Annotated in this window: 19 protein-coding genes and 2 pseudogenes; 8 read left to right on the top strand and 13 right to left on the bottom strand. The window is 71.8% G+C overall.

Going from position 1 to position 22,648, the window contains the following annotated elements; all coding sequences use genetic code 11:
* Positions 1–32: 32 nt before the first annotated feature.
* From ACTJK8_RS10320 to ACTJK8_RS10300, 5 genes and pseudogenes are all read right to left on the bottom strand, one after another.
* Entirely contained in the window at positions 33–2,438 is a 2,406-nt protein-coding gene (locus tag ACTJK8_RS10320; RefSeq protein WP_440761878.1) for a glycosyltransferase family 2 protein, read from the bottom strand.
* 194 nt (positions 2,439–2,632) lie between these two features.
* The gene (locus ACTJK8_RS10315; RefSeq protein ID WP_010685040.1) at positions 2,633–3,049 is read right to left on the bottom strand and encodes a hypothetical protein; all 417 of its coding nucleotides are present in this window, start codon (positions 3,047–3,049) and stop codon (positions 2,633–2,635) included.
* Between the two features lie 606 nt (positions 3,050–3,655).
* Positions 3,656–4,291, bottom strand: a pseudogene (locus tag ACTJK8_RS10310) (DedA family protein); the annotation flags it as partial.
* Between the two features lie 79 nt (positions 4,292–4,370).
* Positions 4,371–5,378 carry an NAD-dependent epimerase/dehydratase family protein gene (locus ACTJK8_RS10305; protein ID WP_440761877.1) on the bottom strand — a complete coding sequence of 336 codons (1,008 nt, stop codon included), beginning with the start codon at positions 5,376–5,378 and terminating at the stop codon, positions 4,371–4,373.
* Complete coding sequence (locus ACTJK8_RS10300) at positions 5,375–6,136, bottom strand: hypothetical protein (protein ID WP_440761876.1); 762 nt, start codon at positions 6,134–6,136, stop codon at positions 5,375–5,377. Before ACTJK8_RS10300 ends, ACTJK8_RS10305 begins: the two co-directional genes overlap by 4 nt.
* 223 nt (positions 6,137–6,359) lie before the next feature.
* On the opposite strand from ACTJK8_RS10300, the gene ACTJK8_RS10295 reads away from it, so the two are divergent.
* From ACTJK8_RS10295 to ACTJK8_RS10275, 5 genes are all read left to right on the top strand, one after another.
* Complete coding sequence (locus ACTJK8_RS10295; protein ID WP_440761875.1) at positions 6,360–8,249, top strand: glycosyltransferase family 61 protein; 1,890 nt, start codon at positions 6,360–6,362, stop codon at positions 8,247–8,249.
* 152 nt (positions 8,250–8,401) lie between these two features.
* Entirely contained in the window at positions 8,402–8,815 is a 414-nt protein-coding gene (locus ACTJK8_RS10290) for a sugar 3,4-ketoisomerase (RefSeq protein ID WP_440761874.1), read from the top strand.
* The gene (locus tag ACTJK8_RS10285) at positions 8,812–9,909 is read left to right on the top strand and encodes a DegT/DnrJ/EryC1/StrS family aminotransferase (RefSeq protein ID WP_440761873.1); all 1,098 of its coding nucleotides are present in this window, start codon (positions 8,812–8,814) and stop codon (positions 9,907–9,909) included. The genes ACTJK8_RS10290 and ACTJK8_RS10285 overlap by 4 nt, the downstream gene beginning before the upstream one ends.
* Positions 9,910–10,019: 110 nt before the next feature.
* The gene (locus tag ACTJK8_RS10280; protein ID WP_440761872.1) at positions 10,020–10,613 is read left to right on the top strand and encodes a GNAT family N-acetyltransferase; all 594 of its coding nucleotides are present in this window, start codon (positions 10,020–10,022) and stop codon (positions 10,611–10,613) included.
* A 61-nt stretch (positions 10,614–10,674) separates the two neighbouring features.
* Complete coding sequence (locus tag ACTJK8_RS10275; protein ID WP_440761871.1) at positions 10,675–12,192, top strand: glycosyltransferase family 61 protein; 1,518 nt, start codon at positions 10,675–10,677, stop codon at positions 12,190–12,192.
* A 30-nt stretch (positions 12,193–12,222) separates the two neighbouring features.
* On the opposite strand, the gene ACTJK8_RS10270 is transcribed toward ACTJK8_RS10275, so the two are convergent.
* From ACTJK8_RS10270 to ACTJK8_RS10240, 7 genes are all read right to left on the bottom strand, one after another.
* Positions 12,223–13,374, bottom strand: a complete 1,152-nt coding sequence (locus ACTJK8_RS10270) for a DegT/DnrJ/EryC1/StrS family aminotransferase (RefSeq protein ID WP_058607947.1) — start codon at positions 13,372–13,374, stop codon at positions 12,223–12,225.
* Positions 13,375–13,464: 90 nt separating this feature from the next.
* Entirely contained in the window at positions 13,465–14,124 is a 660-nt protein-coding gene (locus ACTJK8_RS10265) for an acetyltransferase (RefSeq protein WP_440761870.1), read from the bottom strand.
* Positions 14,121–14,858, bottom strand: a complete 738-nt coding sequence (locus ACTJK8_RS10260) for an SDR family NAD(P)-dependent oxidoreductase (protein WP_012318192.1) — start codon at positions 14,856–14,858, stop codon at positions 14,121–14,123. Before ACTJK8_RS10260 ends, ACTJK8_RS10265 begins: the two co-directional genes overlap by 4 nt.
* Positions 14,859–14,862: 4 nt before the next feature.
* A complete protein-coding gene (locus ACTJK8_RS10255) occupies positions 14,863–15,090 on the bottom strand; it encodes a hypothetical protein (RefSeq protein ID WP_012318193.1) in 228 nt (75 codons plus the stop codon).
* Entirely contained in the window at positions 15,087–16,127 is a 1,041-nt protein-coding gene (locus ACTJK8_RS10250; protein ID WP_024830687.1) for a ketoacyl-ACP synthase III, read from the bottom strand. The genes ACTJK8_RS10255 and ACTJK8_RS10250 overlap by 4 nt, the downstream gene beginning before the upstream one ends.
* Positions 16,120–16,437, bottom strand: a complete 318-nt coding sequence (locus tag ACTJK8_RS10245) for a hypothetical protein (RefSeq protein ID WP_012318195.1) — start codon at positions 16,435–16,437, stop codon at positions 16,120–16,122. The genes ACTJK8_RS10250 and ACTJK8_RS10245 overlap by 8 nt, the downstream gene beginning before the upstream one ends.
* The gene (locus ACTJK8_RS10240) at positions 16,403–18,010 is read right to left on the bottom strand and encodes an HAD-IIIC family phosphatase (RefSeq protein WP_024830686.1); all 1,608 of its coding nucleotides are present in this window, start codon (positions 18,008–18,010) and stop codon (positions 16,403–16,405) included. Before ACTJK8_RS10240 ends, ACTJK8_RS10245 begins: the two co-directional genes overlap by 35 nt.
* A gap of 179 nt (positions 18,011–18,189) precedes the next feature.
* Between ACTJK8_RS10240 and ACTJK8_RS10235 the strand changes: the two genes are divergently transcribed.
* Positions 18,190–19,623, top strand: coding sequence for an SDR family NAD(P)-dependent oxidoreductase (locus ACTJK8_RS10235; protein WP_012318197.1), 1,434 nt, complete (start codon positions 18,190–18,192; stop codon positions 19,621–19,623).
* A 103-nt stretch (positions 19,624–19,726) separates the two neighbouring features.
* Here ACTJK8_RS10235 and ACTJK8_RS10230 read toward each other — a convergent pair whose 3' ends face one another.
* On the bottom strand, positions 19,727–20,245 hold the full coding sequence (locus ACTJK8_RS10230; protein ID WP_440761869.1) for a hypothetical protein: 519 nt from the start codon (positions 20,243–20,245) through the stop codon (positions 19,727–19,729).
* 434 nt (positions 20,246–20,679) lie between these two features.
* On the opposite strand from ACTJK8_RS10230, the gene ACTJK8_RS10225 reads away from it, so the two are divergent.
* Positions 20,680–21,153, top strand: a complete 474-nt coding sequence (locus ACTJK8_RS10225; RefSeq protein WP_246694651.1) for an acyltransferase — start codon at positions 20,680–20,682, stop codon at positions 21,151–21,153.
* A gap of 239 nt (positions 21,154–21,392) precedes the next feature.
* Positions 21,393–22,648, top strand: a pseudogene (locus tag ACTJK8_RS10220) (glycosyltransferase); the annotation flags it as partial.

Genomic DNA, 22,648 nt, shown 5'->3' with positions numbered 1-22,648 from the left:
CCGCCCCGCGTGTCGCGACGCCCCGCCCGCGATCAGCCGCGCTCGGCCGCCCGCTTCACCCGGTGGGTGAAGATCACCGAGAGCCAGGGCACGACCTCGTGCTCGACCTCGATGGAGAGCAGCACTTCGAGGTGGAGCGCGTAGGGCAGGGTGAAGCGGAAGCCGCAGCGGGCCTCCTCCATCGTAGTCGGCAGGTCGCCCAGCACCGCCGCGATCACGTCCGGCCGGTGGACGTCCGCGGGGATGCGCTGGACCTCGCCGTCGGCCTCCACGATCAGCGTCGCCTTGGCGCGGCTCGCCGAGACGACCCAGCCGGCCAGCACCACCTGCCCGTCCTGGATCTCGGCCCAGACCCGGTCCTGGGGGGCCTCCAGGTTCGCGCGGGCGAAGGAATCCGGCAGCTCGCCGTCGAGCTCGGCCACCGTGCAGCCGACCTCGTACTTCTCGAAGCCGCGCCCCTCGCCGAAGATGGCGGCGAACTCCTTCTGGTACTGCGCGATCCGGGCGTTCTTGATGTCTTCCGGCAGGCCCGACCACTGGCCCTTCTCCTGGACCGTGTAGACCGAGAGCAGCTCCCGCAGGAACGCGATCCGGCCCTTGTCGGCGACGTAGAGGTTCATCAGCCAGTCGGCCGCCGAGGCGTTCGCGTAATAGGCTTCCGGCACCCGGCGCAGGGCCTCGGCGCGGTAGAAGCAGCACGAGAAGTTCGCGGTGAGCGGCGAGTTGGCCAGGACCGGGAAGCTGATCGTGCCGGTCGGATAGCGGCCCTGCTCGTCGTGCGGGACGTAGGAGCCGGTCGCCGGGTAGTGGAGCAGCACCCAGTTGAAGCACATGTCCAGCTTGCGGTCGTTGCGCAGCATCCGCATCTGCATCGCGATCTTGCGGTCCGACAGCCAGTAATCGTCCGCCTCGCAGAAGGCGACGTACCGGCCCGTGCAGGCGGCGAGGCAGTCCTGCATGTTGCGCAGCATGCCGAGATTGTGCGGCCGGGGCCGCACCGCGATCCGCTCCGGGTCGCGCGCCCGGTGTCGCTCGACGATCTCCGCGGTGCCGTCGGTCGACTTGTCGTCGCCGATCACGACCTGCAGCCGGAACAGCCCGCGCTGGCCCAGCACCGCGTCGAGGCAGCGGCCGATATCGGCGGCGTGGTTGTAGGCCGTGACGATGACGCTGACCGTGAGCTGCTCCATGAGCCACGCGCGCAGGGCGTCGGGGTCGCCGGTGAGCACCTCGGGGGCGTCGAGGCCCATATCGTGCAGGGCCGTCCGGGCGATGTCGGGGTTGGCGTCGATCAGGCGCCCGAGGCTCGGCACGTCCTCCTCGTCGAGATAGGCCTCGGCCAGCCGCCGGAAGATCGATTTCTGCGCGGCCTCGTAGCCCGCCGCGTAGCGGCCGCCGAAATGGCCGCGCAGCTTGCGGAAGAACGCGATCTCGGAGTTGCCGAGCTTCTTGTGGCGGGCGAGCTCGGTGGCGTAGGTGGCCCACATCCCGGCGGCGTGCTTGCGGTAGACCGCCATCACCTCCGGCAGGAAGCCGACGCGCCCGACCTCGGCGTGCATCAGGTGGACGTACCAGTCGCCGGGGGCGATGCCCTCGTCGAACACGAACGCCTCCTCGCCGTGGTAGCGCCAGCGGTAGAGCACGCTGTTGGTCTGGACGAAGTTGTGCGCCACGAGGTCCGACAGCGACGGCTGCGGGCTGCACTGCTTCGGGTACAGCTCGTCGACCCCCGGCATGTCCTCGTAGACGACGCGCACCCGGTGGAAGCAGAGGGTGAATTCCGGGCGCGCCCGCAGGAAATCGACCTGCCGCTGGAGCTTGCGCGGGTCGGTCCAGTAATCGTCGCCCTCGCAGATCGCCACGAACTCGCCGCGGGCGCGCGCCGCGAGGTCGGCGAAGTTCCGGTTCGGCCCGAGATTCTCGCTGCGCAGGACCGCCACGAGGTTGGGGTGGCGCGCGGCGTACTCGGCGATGATCTCGGCGGTCCCGTCCGTGGAGCGGTCGTCGCCGACCAGCAGCTCGAAGGGAAAGTCCGTCGCCTGGCCGAGGATGCTCTCCAGCGTCTGCCGGATGAAGGCCGCCTGGTTGTAGCTGATGCACAGGACCGAGACGACCGGCCGGTTCCAGGCCGGCGCGGGCTGGGTCTCGGCGCGCGCCCGGATCCAGGCCGCGAAGGGATTGACGAAGCTGCCGTCGAAGGTCTCGTCCGGCGGCGCGGTGAAGTCGGCCCGGGGCCGGCGCCCGAGCCGGGCGCCGTACTTCACGTAGTGCTCGAGGGGCGACAGGTCGGTGAGGCCGACATCGGGATAGCGCGTCGCGTAGCCGATATGGTCGAACAGGCCGCTGGCGTAGATCGTGGCGAAGTCGTCCTGCCAGGGCTCGAGCGCGGGCGGAGCCGTGGTCGAGCCCGGCGCGCTCGCGCCTGCACCGTCCTGCATCGGTCTGATCCCTCGCACGCCCCCGTCCGGCCGCTCCCTAGATCACGGGGCGGGGAGGGTCAACGCGGCCGATAGAGACGATCACGAAGTCTATCGGCCGTTCTTCTGACTTTATACTTGTCTCGATCGATCACGGATCGGGTAAAGACTTTCGAGAGGGTCATCCCGCCGCGCACCCGCGCCGTCGACGGGCCTCACAGCGTCGAGGGCAGGCGCGCCTCCTCCGACCCGTGATTGTAGTAGTGCATCATCGGATCGGCCCCGGCATTGGCGACGTCGTCGTTGCAGGCGAGGTAGAACTGGCGGTCGAACAGGCCGGATGTCTCGAGCCACGCGAGCATCGTCTGCTCGGGGACGACCGGGGCGCGGTCCGGGGTGGCCTCGGCGGCTTCCCGGTACAGGTGAGCGAACCGGGCGATCCGGGCCGCGACCTCCTTGGCGGCGGGGCGGCGCACCGACGAGGCGACGACGCTCGACTGCTCGCCGGGACGCCGGCGCTGGAGATCCGCCTCGGCGAGGCGCACCAAGCGGGCCAGCTCACCCTGCGCCTCCTTGAGCCGCGCCTGGGTCTCGGCAAGCTCCGCCCGCAGCGCCTCTACGTCCTCGCCCAAGGTCGGCTCCGTCTCAGTCGCGGGGCCCGACGGATCTCGGGCACGCGGCCGCCGGCGGAATCGGCCGGAGGCCGGCGCGACGGGGCGCCCCTGTCGGGTCGAGGCCGGCTGTACGATCGGCTCCGGGACCGGTCAACCCTGCGCCGGGAGCGCGAGGGCCGTCCGGCGCGGCGGTCACGCCGCCAGCCCGACGGCCTCCTCGGACTCCGCGTCGGCCTCGTCCTCCGGACGCGGGAGCCGCCGGCCGACCACCAGGAGGAGGAGGGCCGGGACGACGAGGATCAGGGCAATGCCGAGGATCCCGACATGCCCGATCAGACGTCCGTAGAAGCCGCCGGTGACGCCGTCGTGCCAGGAGATCACCGCCATGCCGGCGCCGGCGGCGACGAGCAGCACGGGGATCTTGAACCACAGGGGCCAGGGCGCGCGCCGGGTCCGGACGGCCGCGCGCGCGGGGGCCTGCGGCGCCGCGCGCGACCGCTGGGCCAGGAGCGCCTCGATCTGATTCTGGAACTCCGCCTGGACGGGGCTGTCCGGGTCCACGCCGCCGCGCGCCGGGACAGGCCCCAGCGCAGGATCGGCCGGCGCCTCGCCGAGCCCCCCGCCGAGCGGCCCCGGGATCTCGGCCTCGGCGGCGACCATCAGGCGCGCCTCGTGCCGGCGCATGAACAGCCACAGGGCGACGGCGCCCAGGAGGACGAAGGCCAGCAGCCCGAGGCCGACCGGCCCCATCACGTTCTCGATCGACCGGCCGCACAGGTAGGCGCCGAACCCCATGATCGAGGCCCAGGCCACGCCGCCGAGGGCGTTGAAGGCCATGAAGCGGCGCGCGTCGAGCTTGTTCACGCCGGCCAGGACGGCCGCGTAGGCCCGGAGCATCGCGGTGAAGCGGCCGAAGAACACGATCTTCCCGCCGTGCCGGCGGAACAGGTACTGGCCGAGCTTGAGCCGGCCGTGGTCGAGCCCGATCAGGTGCCCCTTGCGCAGGAGCAGGGGCAGGCCCCAGCGGCGGCCGACCCAGTAGCCAGCATTGTCGCCCAGGATGGCGGCGGTCGCGGCGATCGCCACGACGACGGCGATGTTGATGTTGCCGGTGCTGCCCGCGTAGGCCGCCGAGGTCAGCAGCACCGTCTCGCCGGGCAGGGGCAGCCCGGCGCTCTCCAGGGTGATGATGACGAAGATGGCCAGGTAGCCGTAATGCGCGATCAGGTCGGCGATCGGCAGATCGTGCAGGAAGGACATGGGGTCTCCTCGCGGATCGGTGCCGCGCGCTGTCGCCGACAAACGTGGCCGCTCCGGGGCGGATCGACGATCCGGCCGGTCAGCCGGTGCCGGAGGGCGCGCCCGCCGCCCGCGACCGCGCCAGATGGGCGCGCATCCACGCGATGGTGCCGGTGAGCCCGGCCTGCAGGGGGACGCGGGGCTGCCAGCCGAGCTCCGCCCGGATCAGCGCGGTGTCGAGCACGTTGGCCGGCACGTCGGCGGCGCGGCTCGGCCGGTGCAGGCAGGGGAGGTGGTCCCGCCCGAAGGCCGCCTTCAGCTCGGCGATGACCTGGTTGACGCTGAGGCCCCGGCCGCTGCCGACATTCAGTACCTTGTGCGGCCCCCGGTAGGCGACGGCGCCCAGGAAGGCGTCGCTGACGTCGTCGATGTGCAGGAAGTCGCGCACCACCGCGCCGGTCCCCCAGACCTCCAGCGGCTGGCCGGTGAGGACGCGGTGGATGTAGCTGCCGATCAGGCCCTGGTGCTTGGTGCCGAGCTGGAAGCGTCCGTACGGGTTGGCGATCCGCAGGATCTGGTAGTCGATCCCGTGCAGGTGCCGGTAGAGGTGCAGCGACTTCTCGATCATCAGCTTGCTGATGCCGTAGGCCGAGATCGGGTCGGTCGGCGCCCGCTCGGGGATCGGGATGGCGCCCGGGATCCCGTAGATCGCGCCCCCGGAGGACGCGAACACGAGCTTCCCGATCCGGGCCGAGCGGCAGATCTCCAGGAGGTGCAGCGTGGCGATCGGCGCGGCCGAGAGTTCCGCCGACGGGTCGCGGTTGGAGCTCTCGGGGATCGAGCCGGCGATCAGGTGGAAGACGACGTCCTGCCGCTCGACCGCGTTGGCGAGGGCGAGGCGGTCGGAGAACTGGCCGGACACCCGGGCGACGCGCCGGTCCAGGACCTCGGCCTGCGGGTGGCTGCGGCTGAAGCACGTGACCTCGGCGCCCGCCGCCGCGAGGCGGTTGCACAGGTTCAGCCCGAGGAACCCGCCGCCGCCCAGCACGAGGCAGCGGGCGCCCGCGAGCCCCGGCCCGGGCGGCCCGCCGGCGGCGTCGCCGCTCACGGCCGCGGATCGGCGGGGCGGGCCCCTTCGGGCCCGGCCTCGCCCGCCGCGATCAGGCGCTCGAGCAGCGTCCGGGCTGTGTCCTGCAGCGCGCGCCGGGTCGGGTCCAGGGGCGCCTTGCCGGAGGCGCGGGCCGCCGCGTAGGCCGCCGCGTAGGCGGCGTCCCAGCCGGCGGCGAGGATCGGCCCGCCGGCCGCCTCCAGATCGTCCCGGATCGCCGTCCAGGCCGCCCGCTGGGCGGCGTCCCAGGCCGCCGCCCGCACGGAGGGGCCGGTCTGGCGCAGGGTGAGGTTGGCGATCGCCGCCCGCTTGCGGGCGCGTCGGAGGTCGTCGCACAGCCCGGCGAGGTCGCTCAGATCGCGGATCTCGGGCAGGCCGGCCAGCACGTCGGCCTCGACGTTCAGCTTGGCGAGGTGGAACCACGCCGGCAGGTGAACGCGGACGAGCCAGTCGGCCACCATCCCGGCCCGGCGCCGCTCGACGGGTTCCGGACCGCGCGTCCCGACGAGGCGGGGGAGGAGCGGGAGGATGAGTCCGTCCCGCTCCACCTGGGGCAGGCCGTCGCTCCAGGTTCGGACGAAGGCGGCGATCACGGGGGACGCGCAGGCCGGCCGGTCCGAGAGCGGCTCGCCGGCGAGATGGGCGACCGCTTCCAGGGCGCACAGCGCCCCGTCGCGACCCGCCTGCCGGCCGGCCCCAAGCGTCCGGACCGCCGCGATCCGATCACCGTCGACCTCGAGACTCCCCGACTCCGGCATCCGAAGGCCTTCCCTCTCCCATCCGCGCGCCGGACCGTCGCCGCCGCATCCGGCCGGCACCCGAAGCCCCGACCGGTTCGGGACGGGGATTTACCAGTTCCGCGGCGGGACGCTAAGGGTGTGCTCCTGCCACGACGCCCGATGCGCGGCCCGCACCTGCCGGCGGCCGTCCGAGGTTGGCACCACGTCGAGGCCGGGAACGGGCCGGTCGAGCGCGCGGAACATGTCACACTTCCTGGACCTGATCAGAGATCATCGCGGCGGCCAGGCCGACCTGATCGCGCGGCTCGGCGCGCTCGCGGCCGATCCGGAAGCGGCGGGGACCAGTCCCGGCACGATGATCCGCCATCTCGACGCCCTGGCATTCCGGCTGGACGGGGGCGGCGCGCCCGATCTCGCGGCCCAGGCCTACGACCTCGCGGCCAGACTGGCGGGCCGCGACGACGGCCGCTGGGCGCTGGCCGCCGCGGAGGCGCGCCTGCGCGACCTCTGCGCCCGCGGACGCTTCGCCGAGGCGGATCCGGTCGTCGCGCGGCTGCGCGCCGCGGACGCGAACCGGCTGCGGCCCCGGGTCATGGAGGACCTGATCGACCGGGCGTGGCTGCTGGAGCTGCGCGGCGAGGCCGAGGCGAGCGTCCAGTGCTACCGCCTCGCCCTGGACCTCAACGGCGGCGCCCCCGGTCTCGTCTCGCGGGACGGGGACCCGCTCGCCAAGAAGATCAAGAACCTGCGCCGGCTGCAGCTCGACGCGCTGATCGAGGCCGGCGACTTCGACGCGGCCGTCGCGCTGCACGAGACGACCCGCCGGCTGATCGGCGCCGGCCCCCTGGCCTGCTACGACATGGTCGCCGCCGCGTCCCTGGCCGGCCGGCCGGGCATCGACTACGCCGAGCTTCGGCCGCCCAGGCCGATCCAGGCGCCGGAGCTCAAGTTCACCGAACCGCCGCCGCCCCTCACCTCGGAACCGGGGGACCTGGAAGCGCCGAGCCAGTACCTCGCGTTCGTCGACGGCTGCCACGCCTTCCCGCGCAGCAACCTCGTCGTGAAGGACGGCCACCTGATCTACGACCTCGCCGCCCATCCCCGCCGGCGGGACGTGCTGCTCCAGGACGGGGTCAACCCGGACCAGATCGTGATGGCGGCCTTCGGGGAGAGGCGGGCCCTCGTCGAGGTTCCGGAGGACAGCCTGTCGATCGAGGCCGGCCTGTCGATGTTCGGGCTCCAGAGCCGGAATTACGGCCACTGGTTCTGCGAGTTCGTCCCGCGCATGCTGGCCTACAACGACCCGCGCTGCCCGGACGGCATCCCGCTCTGCATCGACGACCACATGCCGGCGACCCACGAGGAGGTGGTCCGACTCCTCGACGCGCGCGACCGCCCGATCATCAAGCTGCCGCCCCGGCCGGTGGCGTTCGGCCGGCTCGGCCTCGCGCCGGTGCCCGCCTTCTTCCCGTTCGAGATGCGGCCGGGGCAGCGGGTCTACGACACGATCTGGCCCGCCGACATCCTGGTGGATCTGCGCACCCGCATCCTCGACAGCGCCCGCGCGCGCGGGGCCCTGAGCGGCCGCACCGGCCGCCGGCTGTTCATCTCGCGCAAGGCCTTCGCGCAGCGCCAGCTGGTCAACGAGGTCGAGATCGCCGAGGCGCTCCGGCCGCACGGCTTCGAGGTCATCACCCCGGAGACGATGACGTTCCTCGAACAGGTCGAGGCGTTCCACGCCGCCGACATCATCGTCGGCTCGTCGAGTTCGGCGCTCACCAACGGACTGTTCTGCCGCCCGGACTGCCGGATCCTCGGCCTGATCCACGCCAACCTGAGCTTCAATTTCCGGGGCTATACGAGCTTCATCGAGGCGGGCGGCGCGCGGATCACGTTCCTGCGCGGCGCGACCACGAACGAGGACGGTCACGCCTTTCACGCGAACTATCGCGTATCACCCCAGACCGTTACGGCGGCCGTCGCCGAACTGGAGCCGACGGCGCGCATGCCTGCTAGCCCTGCGCCTACCGCAACCCTGCCCGCGCCGCCATTCCAGACCGCACTGGACAGGCCTTCTCTGCTTCGACGGGTGGTCCGGGCACTGCCCTTCGCCTCGCGTGCCGATTCCTGAGCCACCGTTGCGGACCGGTCCCTGCCGGCTTAGGACGGCCCGGCGCGGGAAGCTGTGCCGGCATGCGCAGCAGAGCCACATCAGGTCCACGGGCCGCAGTATCGGGCTGACATTGTCGCCCGGCGCGCACAGGATCCGGGCTGGAGTTTTCCATGGATTTGACCGACGAGCCGCATCTGATCGAATTTCGCCAGATCCGAGATCCGCGCGGCGCCCTCACGCCCATTGAGGCGGAAGCGGATGTGCCGTTCCCGATCCGGCGCGTCTACTTCATCTACGACGTCTCCGACGGCGCCATGCGGGCCGGACACAGCCACAAGGCCCTGCATCAGGTCCTGATCGCAGTATCCGGTAGCTTCGTTGTGCATCTCGATGACGGCGAGAAACGCCAGAGCTTCCGGATGAGCCGTCCCAATGTGGGCCTCTACGTCCCGCGCATGACCTGGCGCGATATCGACGAATTCTCGGGCGGCGCGGTCTGCCTTGCTCTCGCCTCGGAGCGATACGAGGAGAGCGACTACTACCGGGATTACGACGCGTTCCTCCGCGCCAAGGGTTTGCAATGAAGGTTCCGTTTCTCGATCTGAGCCGGACGCACGACACGATCCGCGCCGATCTGGACGCGGCGTGGCACCGGATCCTCGATCGCTCGCGCTACATCCTGGGTGAGGAGGTCGAGGCCTTCGAGACCGAGTTCGCCCGCTATTGCGGGGCCGAGCACGCCATCGGCGTCGCGAACGGCCTGGACGCCCTGCACCTGATCCTGCGCGCCCACGACCTCGGTCCGGGCGACGAGGTTCTGGTCCCGTCGAACACCTTCATCGCCACGTGGCTCGCCGTCAGCCAGGTCGGCGCCACGCCGGTCGCCGTCGAGCCCGACCCGGCCACGTACAACATGGACCCCGCGGCCGCCGCGCGGGCGATCAACGGGCGCACGAAGGCGATCATCCCGGTCCATCTCTACGGCCAGCCGTCCGACATGGCGGCCCTGCGGGACCTCGCCCGCCGCCACGGACTCCTGTGCATCGAGGACGCCGCCCAGGCCCACGGCTCGACCTTCGACGGCCGCCCGGCCGGCAGCCTCGGCGACGCGGCGGCCTTCAGCTTCTACCCGGGCAAGAACCTCGGCGCCCTCGGCGACGGCGGCGCGATCACGACGTCCGACAGCGCGATGGCGCACAGGATGCGCGAGCTCGCGAATTACGGCTCCAGCGAGAAGTACGTCCACCGCCAGCGGGGCCTGAATTCGCGTCTCGACGAGCTCCAGGCCGCGATCCTCCGGGTGAAGCTGCGCCATCTCGATGCCTGGAACGCGCGCCGCCGGGCGATCGCCGGGACGTACCGCGATGCCCTCGAAGGCTGCGGCCTCGCCCTGCCGCATGTCGACCCGCGCACCGAGCCGGTCTGGCACCTGTTCGTCGTCCGCACGGAGCGCCGCGACGCCCTGGCGGCCCGGCTGAGGGAGGACGGGATCGACACGCAGATCCACTATCCGATCGCGCCGGCCGACTCCGAGGCCTACCGCGACGCCCCGAAGCTCGGCTCGAGCGATCTCGGCCGGACGCTCGGCCGGGAGATCCTCAGCCTGCCGATCGGCCCGCACATGCGCGACGAGGAGGTCCAGCACGTCGTCGCGGCCTGTCGCGAGGCGGCCCGCTGATCCGCCCCCGCGGTGCGGGATCCGTAACCGGGACGCCCCGCCTTCCGCGGCAGGCGGGCGCGTGCTCGCAAGGACGATCATCGGCGAGGCCGCAGAGGCCGGAGCGCAGCATGGACAGCCCACGCAGAGATCTCAGTGCCTGCGGACAACTTCGCGCCCTCGATCCGCGGGCGCGCACGCATTTCCGCCTGGTCGACGTCTCCGACGCCGCGTTCATCTTCGACCTCCGACAGGACGCCGCAATCGGCCGCTACCTGAACAAGCCCGCCCCCTCGGTGGCGGAACAGGCGCAGTGGATCGAGGCGTACAAATCCCGGGAGCGGCGCGGCGAGGATTTCTACTTCGTCATCATGCACGAGGGTCGGCGACGCGGCCTGGTCCGGCTCTACGACATCCGGAGCTTCGAGGGACGTGAGTCCTTCTCCTGGGGCAGCTGGATCATCCCGCCGCCGCCGGTACCCGGCCTCGCCAGCTACTCGGCCCTCGCCATCTACGAGATCGGCTTCGCGGGTTTCGGGTTCGACCAGAGCCACTTCGATGTCCGGAAGGGCAACACGAAGGTCCTCGGCTTCCACACCAGCACCGGTGCGAGGATCGTCTCGGAGGACGCGGAGAATTTCTACTTCGTCTTCGAGCGGGACCGCTTCGACCGCCTGCTGGCCGACAAGGCCGACGCGGCCCGCCACCACGGAGCGATCCTGTAACGCGCCGGTCCGGTGTCGCACCGGACCGGCGCGCCGCTGAACGGGATGCAGGACAACCCCGATGAGCCAATCACCCAAACCCATGAAGATCTGGCTGGCCCGGGCGCTCGTCGACCGGCAGTTCTACCTGAGCCGGTATCAGGACGTCGCGCTGGCGGGGGTCGATCCGGTCGCGCACTTCGCTGAGTACGGGTTCCGCACCCCGATGCGGTCGCCGAGCCACCGCTTCGAGAAGGCGTTGCTCGCCGGTTCCGCGCTGCTCGTCGCGGTTTCGATTCTGTTCGGCGTCGTCCGGGCGGATTTTCTCGATCTCCTGCGCGAGCACATCATCACGCTGCAGGGACGCGGCAGGAAACTGCGCCCGTTCCTGTACCTCATGGTGTTCCGCATCTACGCGGCCATGCAGGCCGCGGAAGTCGGTCAGCCGCTGACGATCGCGCGAATCTACGCGGACGCTCCGTATGCCGAAGCGCGGCGCATCATCGCTCCCGAGGGGGATTTCGCGTTCACGGACCCGGACGTAATCCTGTCGGAGCAGGCAGCCCGGCACAGGACCGTGAAGCGGCCGAGCCTCTGGTGCGCGACGATCGACCAGGCTCAGGTCTTCGGATCCCTTCAGATCGCATCGCGCGGCACGTTCCTGGTCTCCGAGCCGGCGGCGGATCCGCAGTTCAGCTTCGTGGCTGGACAGCATGAGTTCCTGACAACCCATCCGCTCAACCGGATCCGATCTCGGAAGAGCGCCTTCGCCCGCCTGCCCGACACCGCGGAGATGAACGTCCCAGAAGCGATCCTGCTGGGCGGCCGCTGCGGCGTGAACTATTTCCATTTCTTGGTCGAGTACGTCACCAAGGGCTACATCGTCGAGCGGATCGCGGAGCTCGACGGCCTGCCGCTGATCGTTCCGGACGACCTGTATCCGCAGGAGCTGGAACTGCTGGAGATCGTCTTCCCGGGCCGGGCGCTGGTGCGCCACAGGCGCGGGATCCGGATCGACGTCGCGAAGCTGCACGTGCCGTCGACGATGACGTACGTGCCGGACTGCCCCAAGACGCCGTTCTGGCAGGTCTCGGCCGTCAACCATGACAGCCTGGCCTGGCTGCGGGACCGGGTCCTGGCGGCGATCGCCATCCCGGCCGGAACGCCGCGGAACAGGAAGATCTTTCTGGCGCGGTTCCAGGGCCGGAACATCGAGAACGCGGAGGCGGTCACCGAGATCTTCAGGGCGAGCGGGTTCGAGATCGTCGACACGGCCAAGATGACCTTCGCGGAGCAGGTCGTCACCTTCGCGACCGCGTCCCATATCGCCGGCCCGGTCGGCGCCGCCTTCTCGAACCTCATCTTCTGCGCGCCCGAGGCCAAGATCCTGGGCATCGTCTCGCCGTTCGCGGTTCAGATGTCCCTGTTCAAGAGCCTGTCGGACTTCGCGGGCGCCCGGTACTACGCGCTGCCGGGGACGCACCCGCAGTTCAGGGCGGGGATGGACGTGCGGCGCCCGCCCCTGCACGTTTCCCACGGCAGCTTCAGCGTCGATCCAACCTACCTGTCCGACGCGCTCAAGGTCTTCCGCGAGGCCTGATCGGGGCGGCCCGCCGCTCTGACCGGCCGGTCAGCGCCGGTCCGGCCCCGTCATCACGGCGCGGAGCGCGGCGCAGACCCGCTCGGCCGCGTCCACGCCGAGATCCCCGAACAGGGGGAGGCACAGCACCTGCTCGCCGACCCGGTTGGCCACCGGGAGGTTCTCCCGCGCGCTGCTCGGCAGGTCCCGGTAAGGCCCGTAATCGCTGCACAGCGGGTAGAAGTAGCGGCGCGCGAACACGTTGTAGTGCTTCAGCCCCTCGTACACGGCGTCGCGGGCGATGCCGGCCTCCTGCGGGTCGATGCGCAGGCAGTAGTACTGGAGACTGTCCACCGCCGGGTCGGCCAGCTTGGGCCGCGTCACGCCCGGCAGGTCCGCGAGGTGTTGGTCGTAGACTTCCGCCACGGCCCGGCGCTTCAGCTTCTCGCCGGCGACGGCGTCGACGAGGCAGAGGCCGAGGGCCGCCTGCAGCTCGTTCATCTTGCTGTTGATGCCGACCGCCGGGACCGACACCTCGTTGGCGATGCCGAAGTTCTTCAGGAGCTCCATGCGGCGCTTGAGGTCGGGATCGTTCATCACGACCGCGCCGCCCTCGGCCGTGTGGAACAGCTTCGTGGCGTGGAAGCTGAACATGGTGGCGTCGCCGTAGGCGGCGATCGCGCGCCCCTCGACCCGGGTCCCGAAGGCGTGGGCGCCGTCGTAGAGGACCTTCAGCCCGTGCTTGCGGGCGATGCGCTCGATGGCCCAGACGTCGCAGGGATTGCCGTAGACGTGGACGGCGAGGATGCCGGTGGTCCGCGGGGTGATCGCCGCCTCGATCCGCTCCGGATCGAGCGTCATGGACCGCTCCTCGATGTCGACGAAGACGGGATCGATGCCGTGCCACGACAGCACGTGCGGCGTCGCCGCGAAGGTGAACGGCGTCGTGATCACCTCGCCGGACAGGTCGAGGGCCTTGACGGCGGTCATCAGCGCGTTGGTGCCGTTGTTGAACAGCGCGATGTGGCCGTCGCCCAGATGTGCCTGGAGGCGCCGCTCGAGCTCGACGTGCTGCGGGCCGCCGTTCGACAGGACGGCGCTGCTCCAGATCGCCTCCAGATGCCGGGTGAACACCGCGAGTTCCGGCAGCATCGGGCGGGTGACGTAGATCGGCTGCTCGAACGGCCGCGGCTGCGCGCTCATGATGACTCCTGCCGATGCGCGGACCGGAGCCCGTTCATCGCGAAACGAATAGCTTAGTGTGGCCGACCACGCCCAGCAAACGCGCGCCCATCAGGCCTGACCGGCCGGCTTCGGTGCCGGGGCGACGATGTCCGCCCGGGGCCAGATCGTGGCGTCGTCGGGCAGCGCGCGCAGGACGTTGCAGCCCATGCCGACCGTGACGCCCTGGCCGAGGGTGAGGCCCTGCAGAACCTTGGCGAGCGGCCCGACGAGGCTGTCGGCGCCGATCGTGCAGCGGCCGCCGACGAAGGCGCCCGGCGAGATCGTGGTGTTGTCGCCGACGACCGTGTCGTGGCCGACGATGGCCGCCGAGTTCAGCACGCAGAAGCGCCCGAGCCGGGCATCGGCGTTGACGATCACCCCGTGCGCCACGAAGGCGCCGGCGCCGATTGCGACGTCCGGGCTCACGATCGCGCGAGGCGAGACCAGGGCGGGGCAGGGGAGGCCGTGCCGGTCGAGCCACGCGATCAGCTCGGCCCGCGCCCGGATCGCGCGCCGGCTCACGCCGCCGACCGCCAGGACGACGCCGTCGAACTCCGCCCGGTCGGCGAGCAGCGCGTCGAGATAGCCGCGGTGACGGCCGACCTGGACCTCCGGAGAAGTGGAGTAGGTATTCTCGACCGTGTGGCCGAGGGCGCGCGCGATCTCGGCGATCTCCTTGGAGAATCCGCCGCCGCCGATCAGCGCGAGCCGCTGCCCGGGCCCGGTCACAGCACGGCCCCGCCGTCGACGCGCAGGATCTCGCCGGTGACGTGCCGGGCCTGGGGCGACATCAGGAACGCGATGGCGTCGACCACGGATTCGACGGTCGCGGCGCCCGCCGGGCTGCGCTTCTCCAGCGCCTCCTTGAACTCCGCGCCGTACAGGCGGGCATGGGCCTGGGTCATCTCGGTGTCGAGCCAGCCGGGGGCGACGCCGACCGCGCGCCGGGGGGCGAGTTCCCGGGCGAGCCCCTTGATCAGGGCGTCGAGCCCCGCCTTGGAGGCGGCGTAGGGCACGATCGCCGGCTCGGGCCGCTGGGCCGCCACGGACGAGACCGCGCAGAACACCGCGTCCCGGGTCGAGACCCGGGCGCTGCCGAAGGCGGCGGCGAACAGGGTCGGCGCGACGAGGTTGGTGCGGTAGAGGCGCTCGACCTCCTCCACGCCGAGGCTGCGCATCGGCTTGATGACCTGGACGCCCGCGCAGTACACGAGCCCGGTCAGGAGCCCCCGCTCGGCGACGGCCGCCTGCAGCACGCCGCCGATCGCCGGCAGGTCGGTGACGTCGGCCGCGACGGCGGCGCAGCCGAGAGCCTCCAGCTCGGCGAGCCGGTCCGCCCGCCGGGCGAGGGCGGTGATCCGCGCCCCGCCCGCGCGGAGGCGCTCGGCGACGGCGCGGCCGATGCCGCTGCTGGCCCCGACGACGAGGACGTGCCCCCCCGGCTCCGCGATCGGCTGCGACATCGGCTCAGGCCTGCAGCTTCGCGCCGGCCAGCGCGATCAGGTCGTCGGTGGTCGCCGCCCCGGCGATCCGCTGCGGATCCACCTCGAGGCCCAGCGTGTCGTAGAGCGCCATGATGTTGAGGATGCCGAGCGAGTCGAAGGTCTCGATCGCCCCGAGGCTCTGCCCGCGGGCGAGCGGCCCCGGCTGGTCGAGGATCGTGCCGAGCTCGTCCAGGAATGCGCCCTCGGTCATCGGGTGGTCTCCTCGTAGGTCATGACCGGGGGCGCGAAGATCCGGTCGGTGGTGATCGTGCAGGCTCCCCAGCTCAGCCCGACCCCGAAGCCGGCGAGCAGCGAGCGCACCCGCCGGCCCGCGTAGGCCTCCGCGAGGAAGCCCGAGATCGTGCCGGGGATCGAGGCCGAGTTCTGGTTGCCGTAGACCGACTGGGTGCCGGTCGGGAGCTTGCTGTCGTCGAGCCCCAGGCGGCGCTGGAGGTTCTTGAGGATGTACTTGTTCGGCTGGTGCAGGACCAGGAAGTCGACGTCCTCGGCGCGCGTGTCCGAGAAGGCCAGGATGCCCTCGATCAGCGGCGGGACGCGCTTCAGGGTGAAGTTGAAGACCTGCGCCCCGTCCATGTGCATGGTGCCGGGCTTGTCCGCGTCCTCGGCGTCGGCCCGGAGGCCGCTGTGCGGGATGAACAGGGCCTTCTCGCCCGAGCCGTCGCTGTGGAGCTGGAAGAAGCTCTCGCTCTCGCGCCGCTCGATCAGCACCGCGGCGCCGGCATCGCCCATGATCGGGGTGATCGACCGGTCCCCGGTCGCGACCATGCGGCTCGCGACGTCGCCGACGCAGAGCAGGACGCGGTCGAGGCCGGATTCGACCAGGCTGTAGGCGACCGACAACCCGTAGACGAAGCCGCTGCAGCCGAGGCGGATGTCGAAGCAGAGCGTGTCGGTCCGCATGCCGAGGCGGTGCTGCATCCCGATCGACGTCGACGGCGAGCTGTAATCCGGCGTCTGGGTGACGAGGATCAGGCCGTCGACGGCGTCGGGCTGCAGGTCGAGGCCGCGCAGGAGGTGGCGCGCCGAGTGCAGGCAGAGATCCGCCGTCGTAGTGCCGGGATCGGCGACGACGTGCCGGGTCGCGAAGCCCATGGCCCGCTTGAGGCGCTCCGCCTCCTCGGGGGCGAGCCCGAGGGCGGCCGCCTCGTCGTCGAAGGCCTGGACGCGCGCGCCGACCGTGGTGACGAGCCCCGCGAGGGTCGCGCGCGAGAACCGCAGGTCAGCCATGCTCGACCGTCTCGGCGACGTAGTCGATCCAGCCCTGGAAGCGGCGGAGCGGCGACTTCGTGCTGTCGAGGATGCTCTCGTTGGCGAGCGGCACGTAGCGGCCGACCGTCCGCTCGATCTCGGATTCCGTCTCGAGGAGGAGCTCGACCACCGCGAAGGAGTCGAGCCGCTCGTACACGTCGTCCTCGGGCCCGGGATTCTCCAGGTCCGGGCGCCCCCAGGTCTCGACGAGCCGCGCGAAGGTGGCGCGGGCAGCCGCCTCGACGGCGCCGCGGTCACTCCGCGACGATGTGGATGTAGGGGGTGTCATCCGGTCCTCGTGTCAGTCGGTACGTCTTGCCCTCGGGGCCAGCGCTCACGGGTTCGAAGCCGTTGTCGTCGAGGAAGCTCTCGACCATCCGGTTCTTCGCGCTCGGGCGATACTGGGCCTTCAGGTCCCGATCACCCTCCTGCTGGCAGACGTGGCGCAGAATTTGGGCCTCGATGCGGCGTCCGAGGGCCCGGCAGCTCATCAGGAACGTCTCGAGCTCGCCGCCCCGGACGATGGCGACCCCGACGATGCCCATGTCGCCGAACCGGTCGACCACCCGGGCCGCGTAGACGCCGCCCTCCCGCATGGCGGTGGCGACCTCGTCCTCGGTGTAGCGCCGCGTCGTCAGGTTGAACTGGTTGGTCTTGTTGATCAGCTGCGTGACCCGCCGCAGGGAGCCCGGGTTGTTGCGGGCGACGTGCACCCGGATCTCGAGGGAGGCGAGGTACTCGTCCATCGAGGCGGCGGAGCGCTGCAGCTCCTGGCGCTGGGCCTCGCCGCGGTACTGCTCGGTCTTGGCCAGATCCTCGGCGGTGACGTTCCGGGCGCGCAGGGACGCGATCCCGTCGAGCAGGGTCAGCGCCTGCTCGGGGCGCGTCCGGTCGAACAGGTGGCACTCGACCCCGGGGAGCCGGGCGCGCACCTCCTCGATCTCGAAGGGGTTGTCGTCGAGGAAGATGAAGCTGTCGAGGCCGAGGTTCAGGGTCGCGGCGAGGTCGCGGATGTTCTCGCTCTTCTCCGTCCAGTTGCTGCGGTAGGCCACGAAATCGTCCAGGCGGAGCGGCATCGCGCGCTGGGCGAAGACCGCGCGGAAATCCTCCTCGTTGTTCTTCGTCACCGCGCAGAGCAGGATCCCGAGGCCCTTCAGGCGCAGGAGCTGGCGCTGGAGCTGGGTGTGGACGATCCCCGGATAGTCGCTGTCGACCTCCAGGTTCTCCACGCCGTCCTCGCCGACGACGCCGCCCCAGAGCGTGTTGTCGGCGTCGACCACCACCACCTTGCGGCGCGCCCGCAGCCGCGCCGCGACGGCGTCGGCGTAGCGCTCGCTGAGCGCGTCCACGGCGGCCGGGGCGTAGGGCATCTGGTACATGTACCGGTTGCGCTCGCGGAAGGCGTTGGCGAAGCCGAGCAGCGCCAGCGCGCCGGCGGCGTCGACGACGCTGACCCGCTCCTGCGCCCGGGCGAGGTCGAACAGCACCGCGTTCACCCGCGCGAGCGCCTCCAGCTGGTCGTGGAGGTCGCTCTCGACGGACGAGACCGGCACGAACGGCACGGTGTTGAGGATGATCGTCCCCGGCGCGCGGGCGAGACGCGCCGAGACCAAGTCGGCGAGGCCGCGCGCGCGGGCGACGGCCGCCTCGTCCGGAGCGACGTCGAAGAACCAGCGGTGGTCGAGATGCACGATCAGGACGTCGGCGGCTGCGGGTCCCGCCAGCACCTGCTCGATCTGTCCGATGGGGAGATGCTCGCACGAGACCGTGGCGAGATCCGCGAGGCGGCCCGCCACCTTCCCGAACGGGTTGGTGACGACGTTTCCGACGAAACCGATCGACAGGGCGCGAGCCGTGGTCATCCTCGATACCGGTCCCTGCGACACCCTGCGGATGCCTGCCCTCCGGCGATCGACCGGCCCCTTTCCGTGCGTGCGAGCGCCGCCCTCTTGCGAGATCGCGTGTCATAAAGCAAGGGGCCGGGCATCCGGCGGCCGGTCAGCCCGGCCGGGACGGGGACCGGCCGAGGAGGAGCTGCGCGATGAACGGATCCGGTTCGGACGACGCCGCCGCGACGACGCGGACCTGGACCGAGGCCCATCAGGCCGCCTTCGCGCGGGCGACCGGCGACGTGAACCCGATGCACATGGACGCGCGGATGGCCCGGCGGACGCTGGCCGGCGAGCGCGCCGTCCACGGCGTCCACGCCGCCCTCTGGGCCCTCGACGCCTGCGCCGACGCCCATCCCCTCGACCGGCTCGCGACGCTGCAGATGCGGTTCGAGCGGTTCGTGCTGGTCGGGGACCGCACCGTCCTGACGGTCCACGAGGCGGACGCGCGGCAGCTGCGCCTGTCCGTGGCGGTGGACGGCGTCCGCACCCTGACGATCCAGGCGACCTTCGCGGCCGAGCGGGCACCGGGTCAGGCGGTCGAGGTCGCGCCCGTCGCGATCCCCGCCGAGCCGGTCGCCCGCGATCCGGCGGCCCTGACGGGGCTCGCCGGTGCCTTCGCGCTGCCGGACCCGGCGGCGATCGCCGCGCTGGCGCCGCGCCTCGCCCGCGCCCTCGGTCCGGGCCGGGTCGCCGCCCTGGGCGGCCTCTCGACGCTCGTCGGCATGTTCGTGCCCGGCCTCCACTCGATCCTCTCGAAGATCGACGTGACCGTCACAGAGGGCGGCACCGGCTCGCGCCTCGGCTACGCGGTGAAGCGGTTCCAGCCGATGCTGCAATCGGTGACGCTGGACGCCGTCGGCCCCGGCCTCGTCGCCCGGGTCGAGGGCTTCGTCCGCCCGCGGCCGGTGGAGCAGGAGAGCCTGCGGGACCTCGCCGCGCTGGTGGAGCCGGGCGCCTTCGCGGCGGTGTCGGCGCTGATCGTCGGCGGGTCGCGGGGCCTCGGCGCCGCGACCGCCAAGCTGATCGCCGCCGGGGGCGGGGCGGTCTGCATCACCTACGCGTCCGGCGCCGAGGAGGCGGAGGCGATCGCCCGGGAGATCCGCGATGCCGGCGGCCGCTGCCAGGTTCTGCGCTACGACGCCGCCGAGCCGGCCGCCGCGCAGCTCGCGGCGCTGGCGATGCGCCCGTCGCAGCTCTACCACTTCGCGACGCCCCGCATCTTCCGCCAGAAGCGCGCGCCGTTCGAGCCCGCCTGCCTCGACGAGATGATGCGCGTCTACAACACCGCCTTCTACGAGCTGAGCCAGTTCTGCCTGGAGCGCGGCGACGCCGTGGCGGCCTTCTACCCGTCGACCAGCGCCATCGACGAGGCGCCCCGCGACACCCTGGAATACGTCATGGCCAAGATCGCCGGCGAGACGCTGGCCGCGACCCTGGCGCGGACGCTCCCGAACCTGCGGACCGTGATCGAGCGTCTGCCCCGGGTGAAGACCGACCAGACCGCCACGATCTTCCCCGTGCCGGCCGCCGCGCCGAGCGCGCTGATGCTGCCGATCATCCGCCGGATGTCGGCGGCCGCCTGACCCGGAGGCGCGGCGGGCACGGGACCGCGCCGGACGGCCCTGACCGAACCGGGCGCCGCAATCTCAAGCGCGCGGCGCAGTGGCCGCGCCCCCGGCGCCGGGATCACTCGGCGGCGGCGTCGTGCGGGACCTCTTCGTCCGCCTCCGGATCGGCCTCGGCCTCACCGTCCTCGGCCCCGTCGGGCGCCGCGGCGGCGGTGAAGAAGTCGCCGTTCCGGATCGCCTCGCCGCCGGTCACCAGCATGCTGAGATAGGTGTTGAGGGTGTTGGGCGCGACGTCGGGCAGCCGCTCGGCGATCTGGGCATGCGACAGGCCCTGCGGACCGGCCGAGCCGAGCAGCGCCTTCAGCCGCCCCTTGGCCGAGTTGGCCCGGGGACCGCGAGCACCGCGCCGGCCGCCCGAGGCGGGCACGGAGCGGTCGGCCGCGGCGGTCCGCGGCCCTTCGGGCGCGTGGAGACCGGAGGCCTCCAGCGGGATCCCCTCGACGATCGAGGTCAGCGCGGCCTCCGCCGCCCGGAGCTTGGTCAGCTCGGCCGCGATCCGGTCGTAGTCGCTCTGCAGCGCGGCCCTGCGCGCCCGAACGTCCACCAGGGCCTTCGTCAGGGTGTTGTCCTCAGCCACCGGACGGCCTCATCCCATGATTTCTCTGGTGGACGGCATACGGCATAGGACCCTTCGGACGTCAACCGACGCACGAGTTGTGAGGACGGCGCCCGATGGCTTAGAGACATCTTCAAACGCCGCTTCCGGCCCGGGGTCATCGGCGCTGCCGCCGAATGTCGACGGATCCCGATCCCGGCACGCCGATACCGTAATCGTCATGTCAGAAGGCGAGCATTCTTCCGCGGGTTCGATGTGTGGCCGTCCGCTCCCGGACCTCGGCCGCGCCGCGCCCAGGGGCCTCCACAGATCCCGCAGAGCGAATTATGTCTTTGAATATCTTCGACAAAGGGGAGAATAATGTCATCGACATTGACTCGCGGGATCAGCACAGCCAAGCGGGAAAGATCTACATCAATGGCGACAACAACTACATCCGCATAGGCAGGGGCTGCGTGTCCGACAAGGACATGCACATCGTCATCGAGTCGAACTGCCGGTTCGACGTCGGCGAGGACGTGCGGCTGTCGATGGCCAACATCTATATCGGCCCCGGCTCGGTCCTGCGTATCGGCGACCGGACCGGCTTCACCGGGCTCGTCCACCTCAATCCCGTCGAGGGGAAGGCTATCGAGATCGGCACGGACTGCTCGATCGCGTCGGGCGTCTGGATGACGACGAGCGACTTCCACTCCATCGTCACCCGGGACACCGGCGCGCGGCTGAACCCGGCCAAGCCCGTGCGGGTCGGCAACCACGTCTGGATCGCCAATCAGGCCACCCTGCTCAAGGGCACGGTCATCGGCGACAACGCGATCGTCGGCGCGCACGCGGTCGTCACCGGGACGGTGCCGGCCCACTGCGTGGCCGCCGGCAACCCCGCGCGGATCGTGCGGGAGAACGTGACGTGGCGCTCCGACCTGATCTGACCGCACCGGACGGGCGCGCGGGACGTGGGGCAGGGGGCGCCGTTGTTTACCCCGCGCGCGCGTTCCGTTAGGGCGATGGGCCGTCGGCGCGACCCCTTGCCCGGCGCACCGCCACGCCTCCGATCCAGCCCGCGCGAACACATGCTCACCCGAGCTTCAGGTCTCGACCCCAGCGCCGCGCCCGGCACGGCCTCCGACCGCGATCGGCGGCCGTCGCGAGACAGAGCGGGCGCCGCGCGTTGAAGCAGATCCGCGGCCTGTACCATCGCTGGGCGCGCTCCGGCCCGGTCCGCGCGAGCGGCAACCCGCTGATCCGGCTGGCCGCCCGCCGCGGCCTGCCGGCGGCGGACGATCTCGTCACCGCGGACGCGCAGGTCGCCGTCCTGGCCCCGCACGTCGACGCGGCGTTCTACGCGAGCTGGTACGGGATCGCGGCCGACCCGGTGCGCGACTACCTCGTCCACGGCTGGCGCGCGGGCCGCGACCCGCGCCCCGACTTCGACTCCGCCGCCTACCTCGCCGCCCATCCCCACATCGCCCGCGCCGGCATCAACCCGCTCCTGCACGCCCTCGCGCGCCGGCGCGGCGGGGCGGGCGGGGAGGGGGAGGCGGCCGCCCTGCCGAGGCCCGACACGGCCGAGGCCCACCGCCTCGCCCGCCGCCTCGTCGACGGCGCCTTCTACCTCGCCGGCAATCCCGACCTCGCCGCCGCCGGCGTCGACCCGGTCGACCACTACATGGCCTCGGGCTGGCGCGAGGGCCGCGAGCCGGCGCCGCAATTCGACACCCTGGCCTACTGCCTCACCCGCGGGATCACCTTCGCCACACAGAACCCGCTGGTCCACTACGTCCTCCACGGCGGTCCCGCCCGGCCCGACCCGGACGCCGCGCTCGCCCTGCGGATCGAGACGCTCGCCCCCTACTTCGACGCCGCCCACTACCGGCAGCGCCTGCCCGAGCCGCAGGCCGAGGCTCTGGCCGGGGCCTCGGACGCCGCGCTGCTGCGCCACTACGTGGCGGAGGGCTGGCGGGCGCGGATCGGCCCGCGGCCGGACTTCGACCCGGCCGGCTACGTGCAGGCGCGGGCCGGCAGCCGGGCGGTCAGCGACGACCCGTTCTTCCGCTACGTCGCCGAGACCCGGCTCTCCGGGGCCGAGCCGTTCGCGGAGCCGCACCGGCTGAACCTGCCGGCGGTGGACGCGGACTGGTACCGGGCGACCTACCCGGACGTGGGCGGGCGCGAGCCGTTCCTGCACTTCGCCGAGGCGGGCTGGCGGGAGCTGCGCGATCCCGGGCCGGGGCGCTCGACGCTGGCGGCGCTGCTGCGGGTCTGCGGGCTGCGGCCGGCGCGGGCGCCCGTGGAGGACACCGGCTGGCTGGGGGCGATCGGGCGGGAGACCCTCGACCGGGACGCGCTCCTGGACCTGCAGGCGCGGCTGGTGGCGGGGCATTTCGACCACGGCTTCTACCGGGCGCGCTACGGCCTGTCCGAGGC

This window comes from Methylobacterium sp. 22177 (genome assembly GCF_052045615.1).
In the GTDB taxonomy this organism is placed as follows: domain Bacteria; phylum Pseudomonadota; class Alphaproteobacteria; order Rhizobiales; family Beijerinckiaceae; genus Methylobacterium; species Methylobacterium radiotolerans.
This window is presented reverse-complemented; position numbering and strand designations above follow the sequence as displayed.